Source organism: Halosaccharopolyspora lacisalsi, from assembly GCF_014137975.1.
Lineage (GTDB): Bacteria > Actinomycetota > Actinomycetes > Mycobacteriales > Pseudonocardiaceae > Halosaccharopolyspora > Halosaccharopolyspora lacisalsi.
Window position 1 is genome coordinate 233791 of record NZ_JACGWZ010000001.1, and the last position, 16075, is coordinate 249865.

The 16075-nt window shown below is 69.7% G+C and carries 15 protein-coding genes and 1 riboswitch; of the genes, 9 read left to right on the forward strand and 6 right to left on the reverse strand.

Features of this window, described 5'->3' with window-relative positions; translation table 11 throughout:
• Positions 1-41 precede the first annotated feature (41 nt).
• The 5 genes from FHX42_RS01165 (at position 42) to ychF (ending at position 7130) form a co-directional block, all read left to right on the forward strand.
• Entirely contained in the window at positions 42-1226 is a 1185-nt protein-coding gene (locus FHX42_RS01165) for an exonuclease SbcCD subunit D (protein WP_182542227.1), read from the forward strand.
• On the forward strand, positions 1226-4180 hold the full coding sequence (locus FHX42_RS01170; RefSeq protein WP_182542228.1) for an AAA family ATPase: 2955 nt from the start codon (positions 1226-1228) through the stop codon (positions 4178-4180). The genes FHX42_RS01165 and FHX42_RS01170 overlap by 1 nt, the downstream gene beginning before the upstream one ends.
• A 75-nt stretch (positions 4181-4255) precedes the next feature.
• Entirely contained in the window at positions 4256-5605 is a 1350-nt protein-coding gene (locus FHX42_RS01175; protein WP_182542229.1) for a DUF2252 domain-containing protein, read from the forward strand.
• 175 nt (positions 5606-5780) lie between these two features.
• A complete protein-coding gene (locus FHX42_RS01180; protein WP_182542241.1) occupies positions 5781-5966 on the forward strand; it encodes a hypothetical protein in 186 nt (61 codons plus the stop codon).
• Between the two features lie 84 nt (positions 5967-6050).
• Positions 6051-7130 (forward strand): redox-regulated ATPase YchF, encoded by a 1080-nt coding sequence (gene ychF / locus FHX42_RS01185; RefSeq protein ID WP_182542243.1) that lies wholly within the window; start codon positions 6051-6053, stop codon positions 7128-7130.
• A 469-nt stretch (positions 7131-7599) separates the two neighbouring features.
• Here the strand turns inward: ychF and FHX42_RS26150 are convergent, their stop codons facing one another.
• The 5 genes from FHX42_RS26150 to FHX42_RS01210 all read right to left on the reverse strand — a co-directional run bounded on the left by FHX42_RS26150 (position 7600) and on the right by FHX42_RS01210 (position 10616).
• Entirely contained in the window at positions 7600-8061 is a 462-nt protein-coding gene (locus tag FHX42_RS26150; protein ID WP_235986872.1) for a GAF and ANTAR domain-containing protein, read from the reverse strand.
• A 716-nt stretch (positions 8062-8777) separates the two neighbouring features.
• A complete protein-coding gene (locus tag FHX42_RS01195; RefSeq protein WP_182542245.1) occupies positions 8778-9053 on the reverse strand; it encodes a hypothetical protein in 276 nt (91 codons plus the stop codon).
• Positions 9037-9369 carry a hypothetical protein gene (locus FHX42_RS01200; protein WP_182542246.1) on the reverse strand — a complete coding sequence of 111 codons (333 nt, stop codon included), beginning with the start codon at positions 9367-9369 and terminating at the stop codon, positions 9037-9039. Before FHX42_RS01200 ends, FHX42_RS01195 begins: the two co-directional genes overlap by 17 nt.
• Positions 9353-9592 (reverse strand): DUF397 domain-containing protein, encoded by a 240-nt coding sequence (locus FHX42_RS01205; RefSeq protein ID WP_182542248.1) that lies wholly within the window; start codon positions 9590-9592, stop codon positions 9353-9355. The genes FHX42_RS01200 and FHX42_RS01205 overlap by 17 nt, the downstream gene beginning before the upstream one ends.
• A gap of 136 nt (positions 9593-9728) precedes the next feature.
• Positions 9729-10616: a helix-turn-helix domain-containing protein gene (locus FHX42_RS01210; RefSeq protein WP_182542250.1), complete on the reverse strand. Its 888-nt coding sequence runs from the start codon at positions 10614-10616 to the stop codon at positions 9729-9731.
• Positions 10617-10740: 124 nt separating this feature from the next.
• Here FHX42_RS01210 and FHX42_RS01215 point away from each other — a divergent pair, with 124 nt between their 5' ends.
• From FHX42_RS01215 to FHX42_RS01230, 4 genes are all read left to right on the forward strand, one after another.
• Entirely contained in the window at positions 10741-11577 is an 837-nt protein-coding gene (locus FHX42_RS01215; protein ID WP_182542252.1) for an SAM-dependent methyltransferase, read from the forward strand.
• 43 nt (positions 11578-11620) lie between these two features.
• Positions 11621-11728: riboswitch (TPP riboswitch) on the forward strand.
• Positions 11729-11766: 38 nt separating this feature from the next.
• Positions 11767-12816: a thiamine ABC transporter substrate-binding protein gene (locus FHX42_RS01220; protein ID WP_182542254.1), complete on the forward strand. Its 1050-nt coding sequence runs from the start codon at positions 11767-11769 to the stop codon at positions 12814-12816.
• A complete protein-coding gene (locus FHX42_RS01225; RefSeq protein WP_407926190.1) occupies positions 12792-14417 on the forward strand; it encodes an ABC transporter permease in 1626 nt (541 codons plus the stop codon). The genes FHX42_RS01220 and FHX42_RS01225 overlap by 25 nt, the downstream gene beginning before the upstream one ends.
• Positions 14417-15457 carry an ABC transporter ATP-binding protein gene (locus FHX42_RS01230; RefSeq protein WP_182542257.1) on the forward strand — a complete coding sequence of 347 codons (1041 nt, stop codon included), beginning with the start codon at positions 14417-14419 and terminating at the stop codon, positions 15455-15457. Before FHX42_RS01225 ends, FHX42_RS01230 begins: the two co-directional genes overlap by 1 nt.
• Positions 15458-15510: 53 nt before the next feature.
• On the opposite strand, the gene FHX42_RS01235 is transcribed toward FHX42_RS01230, so the two are convergent.
• Entirely contained in the window at positions 15511-16059 is a 549-nt protein-coding gene (locus FHX42_RS01235; RefSeq protein ID WP_182542259.1) for a DinB family protein, read from the reverse strand.
• Positions 16060-16075: the final 16 nt, after the last annotated feature.

Consider the following 16075-nt stretch of genomic DNA (forward strand, 5'->3'; position numbering starts at 1 on the left):
GGGCGGACTCCGGCGTGATCGCCGGCCGCTAGGTTGGCCGTATGCGGGTACTGCACACCTCCGACTGGCACGTCGGCCGGACCTTCCACGGTCGTGACCTGCTGGCCGACCAGGAGTCCGTGCTGTCCGGGCTGGCAGATCTGGTCACCGACGAGCGGGTCGACGTCGTGGTGATCTCCGGGGACCTCTACGACCGCGCCGTCCCGTCCGGCGAAGCGGTGGAGGTCTGCGTGCGGGTGCTCGGGAAGCTGCGCGCGGCGGGCGCGCACATCGTGGTGACCCCGGGCAACCACGACTCCGCCGCGCGGGTGGGGGCCTTCGCCGACTTCGCCGCCGCGGGCGGGCTGCACCTGTGCACCAGGACCTCCCGGCTGCACGACCCGGTCCTGATCGACGACGAGCACGGGCCCGTGGCCTTCTACGGCATCCCCTACCTGGAACCGGACCCGGCCCGGCACGTCCTGAACTCCACCGCCGAGCGGGTTCCCGGTGCCACCGGCTCGCTGCGAGCGCGGGGCCACGCCGCCGTGCTGGGCGAGGCGATGAACCGGATCGGCGCGGACCTGTCCGCCCGTCCGGAGGGGACTCGTTCGGTGGTGCTGGCCCACGCCTTCGTCACCGGCGGCGAGGCCAGTCAGTCCGAACGCACCATCTCCGTCGGTGGCGTGGAGCAGGTGCCGGGCTCGGTGTTCGACGCCGCCGACTACGTCGCGCTCGGTCACCTGCACGGTCCGCAGCGGATCGGCGAGCACCTGCGCTACTCGGGCAGCCCGCTGGCGTACTCGTTCTCCGAGGCCGACCAGCGCAAGTCGGTGTGGCTGCTCGACCTCGACGCCGCCGGTCTGGCCGGTGTCGAACGCAGGGAACTGCCGGTGCCGCGCGCCCTGGCGACGGTGTGCGGCCGTCTCGAGGACCTGCTCAACGAACCGGAGTACGAGGCGCTGCGGGACTGCTACCTGTCGGCGACGCTGACCGACGAGGTCCGCCCGCTCGACGCGATGCGGCAGTTGCAGCGGCGGTTTCCGCACGCGGTGCACCTGGAGTGGCAGCCGGAGGAGGGACGCGCCACGGCGCCACTGCGCTACTCCGAGGCGGTGCGAGGGCGTGACGACCGGGAGCTGACCGACGGCTTCGTCGCCGACTGCCGGGGAGCGCCGCCGTCGGAGTCCGAACGTGAACTGCTGGACGAGGCACTGCGCGCGATCCGGACCGCGGAGGACTCCTGATGCGGTTGCACCGGTTGGAGCTCAGCGGCTTCGGTCCCTACAGCGGTCACGAGGTGGTGGACTTCGACGCGCTCGGCTCCGACGGCCTGTTCCTGCTGCACGGCGACACCGGCGCGGGCAAGACGGCGCTGCTCGACGCCGTCGCGTTCGCCCTCTACGGAAAAGTGCCCGGTGCCAGGAAGGAGGCCAAGCGCTTCCGGTGCGACACGGCCGCCTCCGACACCCCCACCTGGGTCTCGCTCGAACTGACCGTGCAGGGCCACCGCCTGCGCGTCCAGCGCACTCCCGAGTACCAGCGCCCGAAGCGCTCCGGCAGCGGCTACACCCCCCAGAAGGCGAAGGCCTCGCTGATCTGGGTGAGCGGACCGCCCGAGGACCTCCCCTCGGAGGGCGCGACCCGCATCGACGAGGTCGGGCGTACGGTCCAGCGGCTGCTGGGCATGAACGCCGACCAGTTCTTCCAGGTGGTGATGCTGCCGCAGGGCGAGTTCGCCCAGTTCCTGCACGCCGATACGGGCGATCGCGCGGAGCTGCTGGAGAAGCTGTTCGGCACCCAGCGCTTCACCCGGGTGGCGGAGTGGTTTTCCGGCCATCGCAAGCAGCGTCGTCAGCGGCTGAGCGAGCAGCGCGCCCACGTCGACCAGCTGTTCGCGCGCGTGCTCCAGGTCGCGGGAGCGGAGCCGGAGGACGGCGAGGACCGCGCGAGCTGGTTGGAGGACCTGGAGAAGCGGCTGACCCGGGAGTCGGAGGAAGCCGACGCCGAGCAGGAGCGGCTCCGGCGTGAGCGGGACGAGGCCGAACGAGCCCTGGCCGCACGACGGGACCTGGCCGACAAGGTGCGCCGCGTCCGCCTGTCCCGCGCCGAGCTGTCCGAACTGGACGAACATCGTGCCGAGCACGAAGCCTGGCGCGCCGAGCAGGACGCGGCGACCCGGGCGATGCCGGTGCTCACCGCGCACCGCGCGGCCCGGCGTGCCACGGAGGAGCACGAGCGGGCCGCCGAGGAGGTCACCGTGGCCTCGGCCCACTGCGTCGGGGTGGACACCGAGGAGGGGACCGACGAGTTGCGCGCGGCGTCGAGCCACCTCCACGAGCAGGCCGGTGCGCTCGCGCAACTGGTCACCGAGTCCGAGCAGCAGGACGACGACCGGCGACGGCTCTCCGAGCTCGCCGACCGCATCGAGGCCGACCGGAGCAGTGACGCCGAGCTGGCCGAGCAGCAGGACGGACTGCCCGCGCGGATCGAGACCACGCGACGCGAGCTCGACGAGGCCAAACACGCCGCGGCACGCCTGGACGCCGCCTCCGGCCGCGTCGACGAGCTGACCGCGCTGGTCGAGGACGCGCGCCGGCTCCCGGCCGCGCGGGAAGAACTGACCACCGCCGAGACCCGGGCGCGGGAGGCGGTCGACGAGCACCAGAGCGCGCGGGAACACCTCCAGAACCTGCGGGAACGGCGGCTGGCCGGGATGGCCGCCGAACTCGCCACCACGCTCGACGGCGGACGCCCCTGCCCGGTGTGCGGCTCGGCCGAGCACCCGGACCCCCGCCGCGCGGTCGACGAGCCGGTCGGTGCCGAGGACGAGGAGCGGGCGCGAGCGGAGGAACAGGCCGCCCAAGCCCGCCGCGAGCAGTCCCACACCGAGGTCACGAGGGCGCAGCAGGCTCACGACCGGTTGCGGGAGCGGCTGGGGGAGTGCGCCGAGAGCGGTCTGACCGCCGAACTCTCCGAGGCCACCACCCAGCGCGACGCGCTCCGTGAGCAGGCCGAGCGGGAGCGGCCGCTGACCGATCGACTCGCCGAGCTGGAGTCGGACTCCGAGCGGCTCACCACGCGGCGCGGTGAGCTCGCCACCCGGGTGGCCGCCGCGCGCTCCGAGCACGCGAACCTGGCCGGCACCGTCGAGGAGCGACACTCCCGGCTGGAGCGGGGCAGAGGTGAGTTCGACAGCGTCGCCCGCCGCCGCGAACACCTCCTCGACACGGCGGCACGCGTGGACCGGCTCGTCACCGCGCGCATCGCGCGCGACGACGCGCGGCGGCGCAATGACGAGCAGCAGGCCGCACTGGCCGAGGCCGCGGCCGAGGCGGGCTTCGACGGAGTCGATGCCGCACTGGCCGCCGAGCGCGGCGAGCAGCGCCGCGCGGAGCTGGCCGAGGCGCTGGCCGAGGTCGAGCGGCGCGAGGCCGCCGCCCGCGCGGCGCTGGCGAGCGAGGAGCTCGCCGGGGTGGACGCCGAAACCGAGGTCGGCCTCGACGAGGCCGCCGAGGCGGCCACCACCGCGCGGGAGGCGGCGGAGCAGGCCGCGGCGACGGCGCGCGGCGCCGAGCAGCGGCGTCGCGACGTCGCCGAGCTCGCGGAGCGACTGCGCCGGGCCTGGGCGGAGCTCGGGCCGGAGCAGTCGGCCTTCGCCGAGCTCGACGCGCTGACCGACGTGGTCAACGGCGGTGGGCAGAACGCGCGCAAGATGTCGTTGCGCTCCTACGTGCTGGCCGCGCGGCTGGAGGAGGTCGCCGCGGCGGCCACGCACCGGTTGCGGCGCATGAGCGAGGGGCGCTACTCGTTCGTGCACTCCGACGCCGCCGGTCCGCACGGGGCGCGGGGTGGTCTCGGGCTCGACGTGCTCGACGACTACTCGGGGCAGACGCGCCCGACCAAGACCCTCTCCGGTGGTGAGTCGTTCCTGGCCTCGCTGTCACTGGCTCTGGGACTGGCCGACGTCGTGGCGGCGGAGACCGGAGGGGTGCTGCTGGACACCCTGTTCATCGACGAGGGCTTCGGCACCCTCGACGCCGACACGCTGGATCTGGTGATGAACACCCTGGACGACCTGCGCGCCGGGGGACGGGTCGTCGGGCTGGTCTCCCACGTCGAGGAGGTGCGCCAGCGCATCGGCGTGCGGCTGCGGGTGAGCAAGTCCCGCACGGGATCCACGTTGACGCTCGAATCCTGATCGGTATCACACGGACGAGTGAGCCGTCACTCCACTAGCATGGTGCTGCAAAGGTGCCCTCGCGGAAGGCGAATCATGTCCGAGCTCACTCGCACCCTCGACGTCGCCGATCAGGACCAGCGCAGACGGTTCATCACCGAGAGCCTGGTCGAGGCGTTCTCCGACCTGATGGAGGCCGCTCCCGCCGCTTTCCGCACGAAGTTCCGCAAGATGGCCGCTTCCCCGTTCGCCTTCTACCGGGGCAGCGCCTGCCTGTTCTACGCGGACGTGGCCCGGTTGCGGGACCCGTGGGCCGACGAGCGCACCAGCAGGGTCTGGATCCAGGGTGACCTGCACGCCGAGAACTTCGGCACCTACATGGACAGCACGGGCAGGCTCATCTTCGACGTCAACGACTTCGACGAGGCCTACGTCGGCCACTTCACCTGGGACCTGCAGCGCTTCGCGACCAGTATCGCGCTGCTGGGCTGGAGCAAGGCCCTGCCGGACTCCGAGATCGAGAAGCTCGTCCGGCACGCCACCCACGCCTACCTGGATCAGGTCCGCTGGTTCGTGCGCGGTGAGCAGGACGCGGCGTTCTCGTTGAACCTGGACACCACCGACGGGATCATCCACCACATCCTGCAGAAGGCGCGGCTGAAGAGCCGGAGCGAGCTGCTGGACCGGGAGACCGAGACCGAGGGCTACGACCGTCGTTTCCGGAACAAGGTCGGCGTTCGCCGCCTCGGTGACGCCGAGCGCGCCAAGGTCGTGGCCGCCTTCGAGCGGTACCTGGCCACGATCCCGCAGGACAAGAAGATGAGCGACTTCGCCTACACGATCAAGGACGTCGTCGGGCGCAGCGGCTTCGGGATCGGCAGCGCCGGTCTCCCGGCCTACAACGTGCTCATCGAGGGTGAGAACGAGGCCCTGGAGAACGACATCATGCTGTCGATGAAGCAGGGCAACGTGGCCGCGCCCTCGCGGGTGGTCACCGACGAGGAGATCAGCTCCTACTTCGCCCACCACGGCCAGCGCACCGCGCTGTCCCAGCGTGCCCTGCAGGCCCACGCCGACGAGATGCTCGGCTACACCGAGATCGACGGTGTCGGCTACTCGGTTTCCGAGATCTCGCCGTACGAGTCCGACCTGGACTGGAACGAGCTGACCGAGCCGGACGACATCCTCCCCGTCCTGGATTACCTCGGCAGGGCCGTCGCCAAGGTGCACTGCGTCTCCGACTCGGACTCCGACCAGTCCCTGGTGCCGTTCCAGACCGAGGAGGCCATCGAGAAGGTGGTCCAGGGGCGCGAGGAGGAGTTCACGCAGTGGCTGTGCGACTTCGCCCTCGAGTACGCCGACGTGGTCCGCGATGACCACCGACTGTTCGTCGACGCCTTCCGCGGCGGCGAGATCGGCGACATCTCCGCCACTCGTTCGGGTTGAACGCGTTCAGGGTCTCGACACGACCTTTTCGGTGACGTAGAATAATGGGTGCGCCCGCGCTCCCGGTGACCCCCAGGCCGGTTGAGTGCGGGCCTCTTCTTTGTCGGTCCTCTTGTCGGACGCCTCGCGTCCGCAGCGGGTGCGTATTGCCCGGAGATCCAATAGTGTCCGTGCCATGACTCGTGCAGCGCGTGCCCCCAAGGTGTTCACCACGGCAGTCGCAGCCGCTCTGGCGTTGATTTTTTTCGCCGGGTGCAACGACTCCGCCCCGCCGCCTCAGGACGGGGGAGGCAACCAGCAGCAGCAGGAGGAGCAGGACGGCGGCAACGAGGGTGACCAGGGCGGTGGTGAGGAGGACTGAGCGGGCGCGTCGACGGCGGTGGTGGTGCCACTACGGCCACCGGGTCCGCTGATCGCGGAGCCGAACTCCTAGACTTGTCTCCCCGTGAGCCTCACCCTGGGAATCGTCGGACTGCCCAACGTCGGTAAGTCCACGCTGTTCAACGCGCTGACCAGCAACGAAGCCGTTGCCGCGAACTACCCGTTCGCCACCATCGAGCCGAACGTGGGCGTGGTCCCGCTGCCGGACGAGCGGCTGGAGAAGCTGTCCGAGATGTTCGACTCGGCCAAGGTGGTTCCCGCCACGGTCTCGTTCGTCGATATCGCCGGGATCGTGCAGGGCGCTTCCGAGGGGCAGGGGCTGGGCAACAAGTTCCTGGCCAACATTCGCGAGGCCGACGCGATCTGCCAGGTCATCCGGGTGTTCGACGACTCCGACGTGATCCACGTCGACGGCCGCGTCGACCCGCGCACCGACATCGACACCATCAACACCGAGTTGATCATCGCCGACCTGCAGACGCTGGAGAAGGCGCTGCCCCGGCTGGAGAAGGAAGCCCGCACGAACAAGGAGCGGCGTCCGGCGCTGGAGGCGGCCAAGGCCGCCAAGGAGGTCCTCGAGGACGGACGGACCCTGTTCGGTTCGGGGCACGGCAGCGAGACGCCGGAGCTGCGTGAGCTCAACCTGCTGACGACCAAGCCGTTCCTGTACGTGTTCAACGCCGACGAGGGCGTGCTGACCGACGAGTCCCGGAAGCAGGAGTTGCGGGATCTGGTCGCTCCCGGCGACGCGGTGTTCCTGGACGCGAAGGTGGAGGCCGAGCTGCAGGAGCTCGACGAGGAGTCGTCGCGGGAGCTGCTGAGCTCGATCGGGCAGCAGGAGCCGGGGCTCAACGCGCTGGCCCGCGCGGGTTTCCACACTCTCGGCCTGCAGACCTACCTCACGGCGGGGCCGAAGGAGGCCCGGGCGTGGACGATCCATCAGGGTGACACGGCACCGCAGGCGGCCGGAGCGATCCACACGGACTTCGAGCGCGGTTTCATCAAGGCCGAGATCATTTCCTACGACCAGCTGGTTGAGGCGGGGTCGATGAACGCGGCCCGGTCGGCGGGCAAGGTCCGCATGGAGGGCAAGGAGTACGTCATGAAGGACGGCGACGTCGTCGAGTTCCGCTTCAACGTCTAGGCGGCGACGACCAAGGCTGGTCAGTGACCTGACTCGGTTCGTCGTTCGCCAGGATGCTCGAGCGCGTCCGCGAGCATCCCGGCGGCGTTCCGAGTCCGACCCTCAGCGGTCGGCCACACGTGGGCGCAGGTGTTCGGAGTGCTCGTGGCACTGGAGTGCCCGAGCGCCCGCCGTACGGTCACGACCTCGCATCCGGTCGCGATCAGGGGGTGGCGTGTGCCTCAGATCGTGAAGCCGGATCTTCTCGCAGTCCGCCGCCTCACGTGCCTCACGCCCCAGCACCCGACGCTGTGCTGGTGCAACGGGTTGCCGTTGTCTCCTTTGAACGACCACTGGTCTGGTGCAGCGTCGGGCGGGAACTGGTCAAGGGCGTCCCCTCCGGGACGCCGAGAGAGGAGAAAAGCGCGCCAAGAGGAGTGACCGGTTTCGCCTCTGACGCGCTTTACGGGTGCGCGGAGTGACTGCCTGCTCAAGCACACCGTTGCCCTGGCCAAGCTGTTCCATAATTGGGCTTCAAATTGGTTACCCAGGGAGTTACCAGTACGGCGCTCGACGTAAACCAGGAGATCCCTGCTGAGCGGTCAGCGCCCCTGACCTCGGGGATCTCACCGGTTTTAATGATCTCGCTGGTGACGTCGCGGAGCTTGACGTTGCGGTGCTGCGAGACTCGTTTTAACACTTCGAACGCCTGATCCTGGGCAAGCTTGTAGTGGTTCATGATGATGCCCATCGCCTCGCCGATGCCCTGGCGGGTCTCGATCGCCTCGTGCAGTTGCGCGTCGTTGCGGGCGCTGGCCAGAGCCACGGCGGCGTGTGAGGCGAAGATCCAGCCCACCTGCTCGGAGCGTTTCGTGAACGCGTCGCGCCGTGACGAGTAGAGGTTGAGTGCGCCGAGGTTCTCCTGCGTGGTGAACAGCAGGAAACCGAGCATGCTGCCGAGGCCGAGCTCCCGTGCCCGCGGGGCGTAGTTCGGCCACCGGTCGCCGCTTCCCCCATGTCGGCCACACGGAAGGTTTCTGTCTGCTGGTCAGCCGCATCGAAGCAGGGGCCCTCGCCTAGCTCGGTCTGGATCTGGTCCGACTCCCGGCTCAGCTCGTTGCTTGCGGCCAGGGTGTTCAGCTTTCTGTTGCGGTCCAGCGCCATGATGCTGGCGGCTTCACACCCGTCGATCCTGTAGACGGCCTGTTCGGCGATCCCGTCCAGCGTGCTGTTCACCGAGTCCTCGGCGAGTAGTTGCCGAGCCATGTGCGCCAACGAGCTCGCCAACTCCACCTCTTCGTGCTTCTCGGCCATGCCGTCACCTCCGGCCGACTACGCAATTCCTCGTTCGGGGTTCCCAGGGGGGCGGTATGGAAACCACTGGGCAATGCACCGAGCTCACGACACAAAGAGAGGTTCTCGTCGGATGGGCAGGTCACCGAGATGAGAGGGCCCCAGCGCCGATTGCGGTTCACACGTGACCGAGAGGTCCTCAACCCGTCAGATCTCCGCGCGGAGGGGCCGTTGAAAAGAGCTGTGCACACTGGCCGCCTCGAGCCGATCGCCCACGGGATCACCGGGAAGCCGCTGAGCCCGGCGATCGCTGCCGCGACTGTGGGCATCGAGGATCGCGGGGCTCCGCGCCGACCACAGTCTTGCCTTGAACCACTAGCCGGTGCGAGTGGAGTCGTCGAGGTGGGCGAGGTCGTGGTCGACTTGAGCGAGTTCCTCGATGAGGCGCCGGGCGTCGATGTGGAGGGTCTCGTAGGCCGGCCATCGGTTGTGCTGGTCGAGACCGCGGACCTCGATCTCCTCGTCGAGGTGGCCCGCTGGTTGGCGTGGCGGGCCGACGTCCCCACCGAGTAGCCGTTGGTCCGGCCTCCTGGGAAATTCGTTCGTGGAGGCCGGACCCTCCGGACGGTGCCGTTCAGTACTTCGCGGCAACGAGGAGAGAGCCCGGGGTGCGGTCGTCGGGCAGGTCGAGCAGTTCCTCGATCGCCTCGTGCGCGTTTCCGGTGTAGCGCCACGTCGTGCTCGCCGGAGCCAGCACGTTCTCCTCGTCGGCGGGCATCCGCATGGCCGCGGCGCTGTCCTCGCCCTCCAACCGCAGGACGTCGATCACGTTGTCGTGTCCGCGCACGCCGATCAGCGCGGCGATCTCACCGCTGTCGTCGTGCGACTGCATGAACTGGAAACCTCGCGTGACCAGTGCTCTCAGACCGGCGTCGGCACTGGAGCGGGATTCAACGGATGACGTCATCGAACTCGCCGTCCTTGACACCGGAGAGGAATGCCTCGACCTCGGCGCGGGTGTAGACCAGCGCGGGACCGTTCGGGTGGCGTGAGTTGCGCATCGCGATCTCGCCGCCGTCCAGGGGGGCGACCTCGACGCAATTGCCGATCGCGCCGCTGCGGCGGCTCTTGCGCCACGCGGCCTCGTCGAGCAGTCCTGCCGAGATTCCGTTGCGGTCGTCGTTCGTCACGTTTTCCCACCCTTTCGAGCAGACTCGAATGCATCTGCACGTGCATTTGAACGTGCCAGAGAGTAGCACGGATCACACCGTCTGCACGTGCAGCTGCACGACAACACTCGAAGGTGTCAACGGCGCGTTTTTCGCACTAGAGTTCGGCGCGCGCTTTGTACAGGAGTTGCCGTGTTTGCTCGGGAGTGTGGGCATCCACGGCGAGTTGGTCGAAAACCCTGCTGTACAACTCGATTTCCTTGGGTTTGTCCAGGTAAAGCGCGCCGGACAGGTGTTCGATGTAGACGAGGTTGGGCAGTTCGGGTTCGGCGAAGCGCAGCAGGCTGAACACGCCCTCCGCCGCGTAACCGCTGAGTCGGTACGGCACGATCTGCACGGCGACGTGGGGCAGTTTGGTCACCTCGAGCAGTGACTCGAGCTGGTCGATCATCACTCTGCGACCACCGATCGGCCGGTGCAGCACGGACTCGTCGAGCGCCACCCACAGTCGCGGCGCTTTCGGCCCGGCGAGCAGCAGTTGACGTCGCATCCGCAGCGCGACCCGCCGCTCGACCGCGTCGTCGGCCAGTTCCGGGCGGCCGTGGCTGGTGATCGCCCGCGCGTAGTCCTCCGTCTGCAACAACCCGGGGACGAATTGCAGTTCGTGGGTCTGGATCAGCGAGGCGGACTCCTCCAGGCCGACGTAGTCCTGGAACCACTCGGGCATCAGATCGGTGTAGTGGTACCACCAGCCGGGCTGGTTGGACTGGGCGACCAGTTCCAGGAAGTTCTGGCGGGCGGCGCAGTCGGCCACCCCGTAGAGGGTGAGCAGGTCGGCCACGTCACGTTCCTTGAAGCTGACCCGGCCGAGTTCCATCCTGCTGATCTTCGAGCCCGAAGCCCGGATGGAGTAACCCGCGTCGGCACGTGAGATGTCGGCGGTTTCCCGCAGCCGCCGAAGCTGTGTTCCCAGCACCATGCGCCGTGCCGTGGGGCCGCTACCGGGTTCTTCCGTGGCCGACTCGTCTGAGGTGTCCGTGGCCATAGCGGCTCCTCGGTGTGCTGTGTCCTGATCGGTTGTCACACTTGCCCTTCACCGATCGCGTCGATACCCCTACGCTGTGTACCTCGTGATCGATGCCGACACCTTAACGCCTAGCGAGGCCCGCATGCCCGATCTCCACTCCTCGACCGTCAGCGCCACACCCGCGCGCATCGACACCACCAAGGCCAGCATCGCCCGGGTCTACGACGCCTTCCTGTACGGCAAGGACAACTACGAGATCGACAGGGAGGTCTTTCACCGGGTCCAGCGGGTGGCTCCGGAGGCGGCCATGCTCGCCTGGGACAACCGCAACTTCCTCATCCGCGTGACCCGTTTCCTGGCCGCCCAGACGGGAGTGAGCCAGTACCTCGACTGCGGTTCGGGGCTGCCCACGGCGGAGAACACCCATCAGGCGGCCCAACGACTCGACCCGGACGCCCGCGTGGTCTACGTCGACAACGACCCGGTCGTGCTCGCGCACGGGCGGGCGTTGCTGGAGGAGAACGACCGCACCTACTTCAGCGCCGCCGACATCTTCGAGCCCGAGGAGGTGCTCAACGACCCGGTCGTCACCGAGCAGCTCGACTTCTCCGAGCCGATCGCGCTGTTCCAGATAGGCACGCTGCACCACCACGCCGGTGAGCGCGATCCCGGGGAGATCATGGAGGCTTACGTCGAGGCCTTGCCGTCGGGCTCCTACGTGGCGGTGAGCCACTTCTTCGATCCGCAGGACTCCGAGTACAGCAAGCTGGCCCGCCGGATGGAGGACGTCTTCCTGCACAGTCCGATGGGGACCGGTCTGTTCCGCACCGACGAGCAGATCAAGGCCATGCTGCCCGGGCTGGAGATCGTCGAGCCCGGGCTCGTCGTGTGTGCCGACTGGTGGCCCGACGGCCCGCGGATCAAGCCGATGGACCCGGTCTCGCGCTGCATCGTCGGTGTCGTCGGTCGTAAACCCTGATCACCACGAACCCTGATGGCCCCGGTTCCGGGACGGTGTAGGGTCTGATCGCCACGGGAGTCCGGTGCGCCGGGCTGAGAGGAGGGCCGCGACCCTCGACCGTCCACCTGAACCGGGTCATGCCGGCGCAGGGAGGCGCCAACGATCAGCTCGATGTGCGCACGCGTGGTGTGAACCTCGGGAGGATCGTTGCACCGTTTTCTGCACCGCACGCGGATCGCGGGGCTGCTCGCGGTGGCCGTGCTGGCCGCCGGCTGCTCGTTCGTCGGCGCACGGGACGACGGCGGAGACACCGTCACGCTGGTGACGCACGACTCGTTCGCCGTCGACGAGGGCGTGCTGGCCGCCTTCGAGCGCCGGTCCGGTCTCGACGTCGAGATCCGTCGCGCCGGTGACGCGGGAGCGCTGGCGAACGAGCTGGTGCTGACCAAGGACGCCCCGATCGGCGACGTCGCTTTCGGGGTCGACTCGACCTTCGCCTCCCGCACGCTGAACCAGGGCGTGTTCACCCCCTACCGGCCCCGGAACAGCGGCGAGATCCCGCAGCGCTACTCCGTCGATCCGAAGCACCGGCTGACCGCCGTCGACGTGGGGAACGTGTGCGTCAACATCGACAAGCGGTGGTTCGCCGAACACGACGTCCCCGAACCGACGAGCCTGCGGGACCTGACCGAGCCGCGCTACCGAGGGCTGTTCGTCGTCCCGAGCCCGGTGACGTCCTCACCGGGACTGGCCTTCCTGCTCGACACGGTCACCGCGTTCGGTGAGCACGGCTGGCGTGATTACTGGCGCGGTCTGGTCGCCAACGACGTCCGAGTCTCCGCGGGCTGGCAGGAGGCGTACAAGCAGGACTTCTCCGGCTCGGGTGGTCACGGCGATCGCCCGATCGTGTTGTCCTACGCCTCCTCGCCCACCGCGGAGACGCGTCCGGACGGAACCTCGCGCACGAGGGCACTGCTGGAGACCTGTTACCGGCAGGTCGAGTACGCCGGGGTGTTGTCGGGGGCACGGCACCCCGAAGCTGCCCGCCGGGTCGTGGACTTCCTGCTCTCGCGCCGGTTCCAGGAGCAGGTTCCCCAGCACATGTACGTCTATCCGGCGGTGCGGGACGTTCCCGTGCCGGAGAGCTGGTCGCGGGTGGCGCCGCCGCCGCGTGACCCGGCCGAGCTGGACGCGCGGAGGGTCGAGCGCGAGCGTCAGCGCTGGGTACGGCAGTGGCGCGACTTGGTACAGGGATGACGAGCAGCCTTTCCGGCAGCCGCGCGTATCCGGTCACCGTGGGAGTCGCCGCCGTGATCGTGCTCGGGTTCCTCGGCGTCTTCTTCGCCTGGCCGGTGGTCGCGATTCTCGGGCTCGGCCTCGGTGGCGGCGTCGGTGACGTGCTGGCCGATCCCGCGACCTGGCGCCTCGTCGCCTTCACGCTCGGTCAGGCCGCCGCGTCCACGGTGGTGGCGCTGCTGGCGGGCCTGCCCCTGGCCTACGTCCTCGCCCGCGTCGCGATGCCGGGCAAGACCCTGCTCCGCGCGATGATCACCGTGCCCTTCGTGCTGCCGACCATCGTCGTCGGCATGGCCTTCCGCGCCCTGCTCGGAGCCGAGGACGGCAACGTCGGCGCCATCGTGCTGGCCAACGCGTTCTTCAACGTCGCCGTCGTCGCCCGCACCGTGGGCGGGCTGTGGAGTCACCTCGACCGCAGGACCGAGGACGCGGCCCGGTCGCTGGGGGCCTCGCGCATGCGCGCGTTCACGTCGGTGACGTTGCCCGCGCTGCGGCCCGCCCTGGGAGCGGCGGTGGCGGTGGTGTTCCTGTTCTGCTCGACGAGCTTCGGGATCGTGCTGGTCCTCGGTGGCGGCCGGTACCGCACCCTGGAGACCGAGATCTACCTGCGGACCGTGCGGATGCTCGACCTCTCCGGTGCCGCCGCGCTGTCGTTGCTGCAACTCGCGGCCGTGGTGGTGGCGCTGGTGATCGCGGCGGTGGCACGGCGACGTGGCGAGCGGACGTTGCGGTTACGTCAGGCCACCGACACCGCGCGCGTGCCGCAGGGCGGCGAGTGGGGCGTGGTGGTCGCCGCCGGAGCGGTGCTCTGCGGGCTGCTGGTCCCGATCGTCGCCCTGGTCGTCCGGTCGGTCTCCGGCGATGACGGCTGGACGTGGGCGGGCTACCGCGCCCTGACCGGAACTGGGGCCGGGGCACTGGAGGTCTCCGGGGTCGAAGCCGCGCTCAACTCCCTGCGCACGGCCGTCGACGCCACCTGGATGTCCCTGCTGTTGGGGCTGTTGGCCTCGGCGGTACTGGTGAGCCTGCGTAGGCGCGGTTCCGCCGAGACGATGGACGCCGCGCTGATGCTGCCGCTGGGGGTCTCGGCGGTCACCCTCGGCTTCGGATACCTGATCACCCTGGACACGCTGCCCGGTCAGCTGCGCACCTCGCCGCTGCTGGTGCCCTTCGCCCAGGCCCTGATCGCGACCCCGCTGATCGTGCGCATGGTGCTGCCGGTGGTCCGGTCGATCGACGACGGGCTGCGCGGGGCCGCCGCGCTGCTGGGGGCCGGGCCGCTGCGGGTGCGCTGGGAGGTCGACATCGCCCTGAGCGCCAGGACCGTGCTGGCCGCGGCCGGATTCGGCTTCGTCGTCGCGCTGGGGGAGTTCGGGGCCACCAGCTTCCTGGCCCGTCCCGACACGATCACCCTGCCTGTGGCCGTGGCCCGGCTGCTCGCGCGCCCGGGTGAGCTGAACACCCAGCTGGCCTACGCGGTCTGCGCACTGCTCATGGTCGTGACCGCGCTGGTGGTCCTGATCGTCGAGCGACTACGAGTTCCTACGGCGGGAGAGTTCTGATGGGGCTGGAGATCCGCGACCTGTCGGTGCGCTTCGGGTCGGTGCCCGCGGTGTCCGGTGTGAACCTGTCGGTGGCCGCGGGGGAGGTGGTGGCCCTGCTCGGACCGTCCGGATGCGGCAAGTCGACGATGCTGCGCGCCGTCGCCGGGCTCGAACCCCCGACCGCCGGCGGTGTGCTCTGGAACGGTGCCGACCTGGGTGGCGTCGCGGTGCACCGCCGCGGGTTCGGGATGGTCTTCCAGGACGGGCAGCTCTTCCCGCACCGCGACGTGGCGGGCAACGTCGCGTTCGGACCGCGAATGCGCGGGGCGAGCAAGGCGCGGCGGCGCGAACGCGTCGGTGAGGTGCTGGAGCTCGTCGGACTCGCCGGGTACGAGCGGCGGCGCACGACGGAGCTCTCCGGTGGGGAGGCGCAACGGGTCGCGCTCGCGCGTGCGCTGGCCGCCGACCCGAGGGTGCTGCTGCTCGACGAGCCGTTGGCGGCGCTGGACCGCGCGCTGCGCGAACAGCTCGCCGTCGTCCTGGCCGAGCTGCTGGGCGGCGCAGCGGCCACCGCCCTCGTCGTCACCCACGACCACGACGAGGCGTTCACGCTCGCCGACCGGGTCGCCGTGATGTCGCGCGGCCGAATCCTGCAGGTCGACGCGCCGTCACGGCTCTGGAAGCATCCCGCGGACGAGGAGGTCGCCGCGTTCCTGGGATGTTCCACGGTGCTGTCCGCTCGGATCGGTGACGGCCTCGCCCGCTGCGCGCTCGGTGAGGTCGCCGTGCCGAGCGAGGCCGCGGGAGCGGGGCTTCTCGGGTTGCGGGCCACCGGACTGCGGGCCGTGCGCTTCGGCGGTGTCGAGGAGGAGCCGGAGGTCGTCGGTGTCGTGCGCGAGCGCGTGCACCGCCACGATCACGTGCGGGTGGCCGTGACGGTGCCGCAGGCACCGGAGCTCGGGCGGGTGGAGGCCACCGCGCGGGTGGACGACGCACCGGAGTACGAGGAGAAGGTGCGGTTGTGGCTGAACCCCGACGGCGTCGCCGTCATCGGGTGAACGGGCGAAGGGGTGTCAGCGGCGTTGTGGCGGGAGTCCGGAACGCGCGTTCCCTACGTGGTCGCGCCGCTCTCGAGGGATTCGAGGAGGGATTGGGCCTTCGCACCGTCGAGGGACTCGCGGATGATGTCGGCGTGGCCGGCGTGCCGGGCCGTCTCCTCGATCAGGTGCAGCAGCACCCAGCGCGCCGAGAACGGCTCGGCGCCGGGGACGGAGCGCGCGGCCTCCGGGACGGGCAGCGGCTCGTCGAGGTCGGTGACACCGTCCACGATCGAGCGGGTCTCCACGGCCGCCGCCGCGTACTGCTCGAGGAAACCGGCCAGCGTCTCGCCCGGTCCGACGCTGTACTCGGCTTCCCGGTCCGTGACCGGCCACAGGCCCGGCAGCTCGCGCTGGGCGACCATCACCACCATCCACCGGCGTTCCGTGCGCATCACGTGCTTGAGCAGCACGGTCAGACTCAGGTCACTGGCGCTGGGCGCCCGGGCGGCCTGCTCCTCGGTGAGGCCGTGCACCGCCGCGCGCAGCGCGTCGCGCTGCTTTTCCAGGAATGTGAGCAGGCCGTCACGATCGTCGGTGACAGCGCGGACCATCAGTGACATGGGAACACCTTTCCGC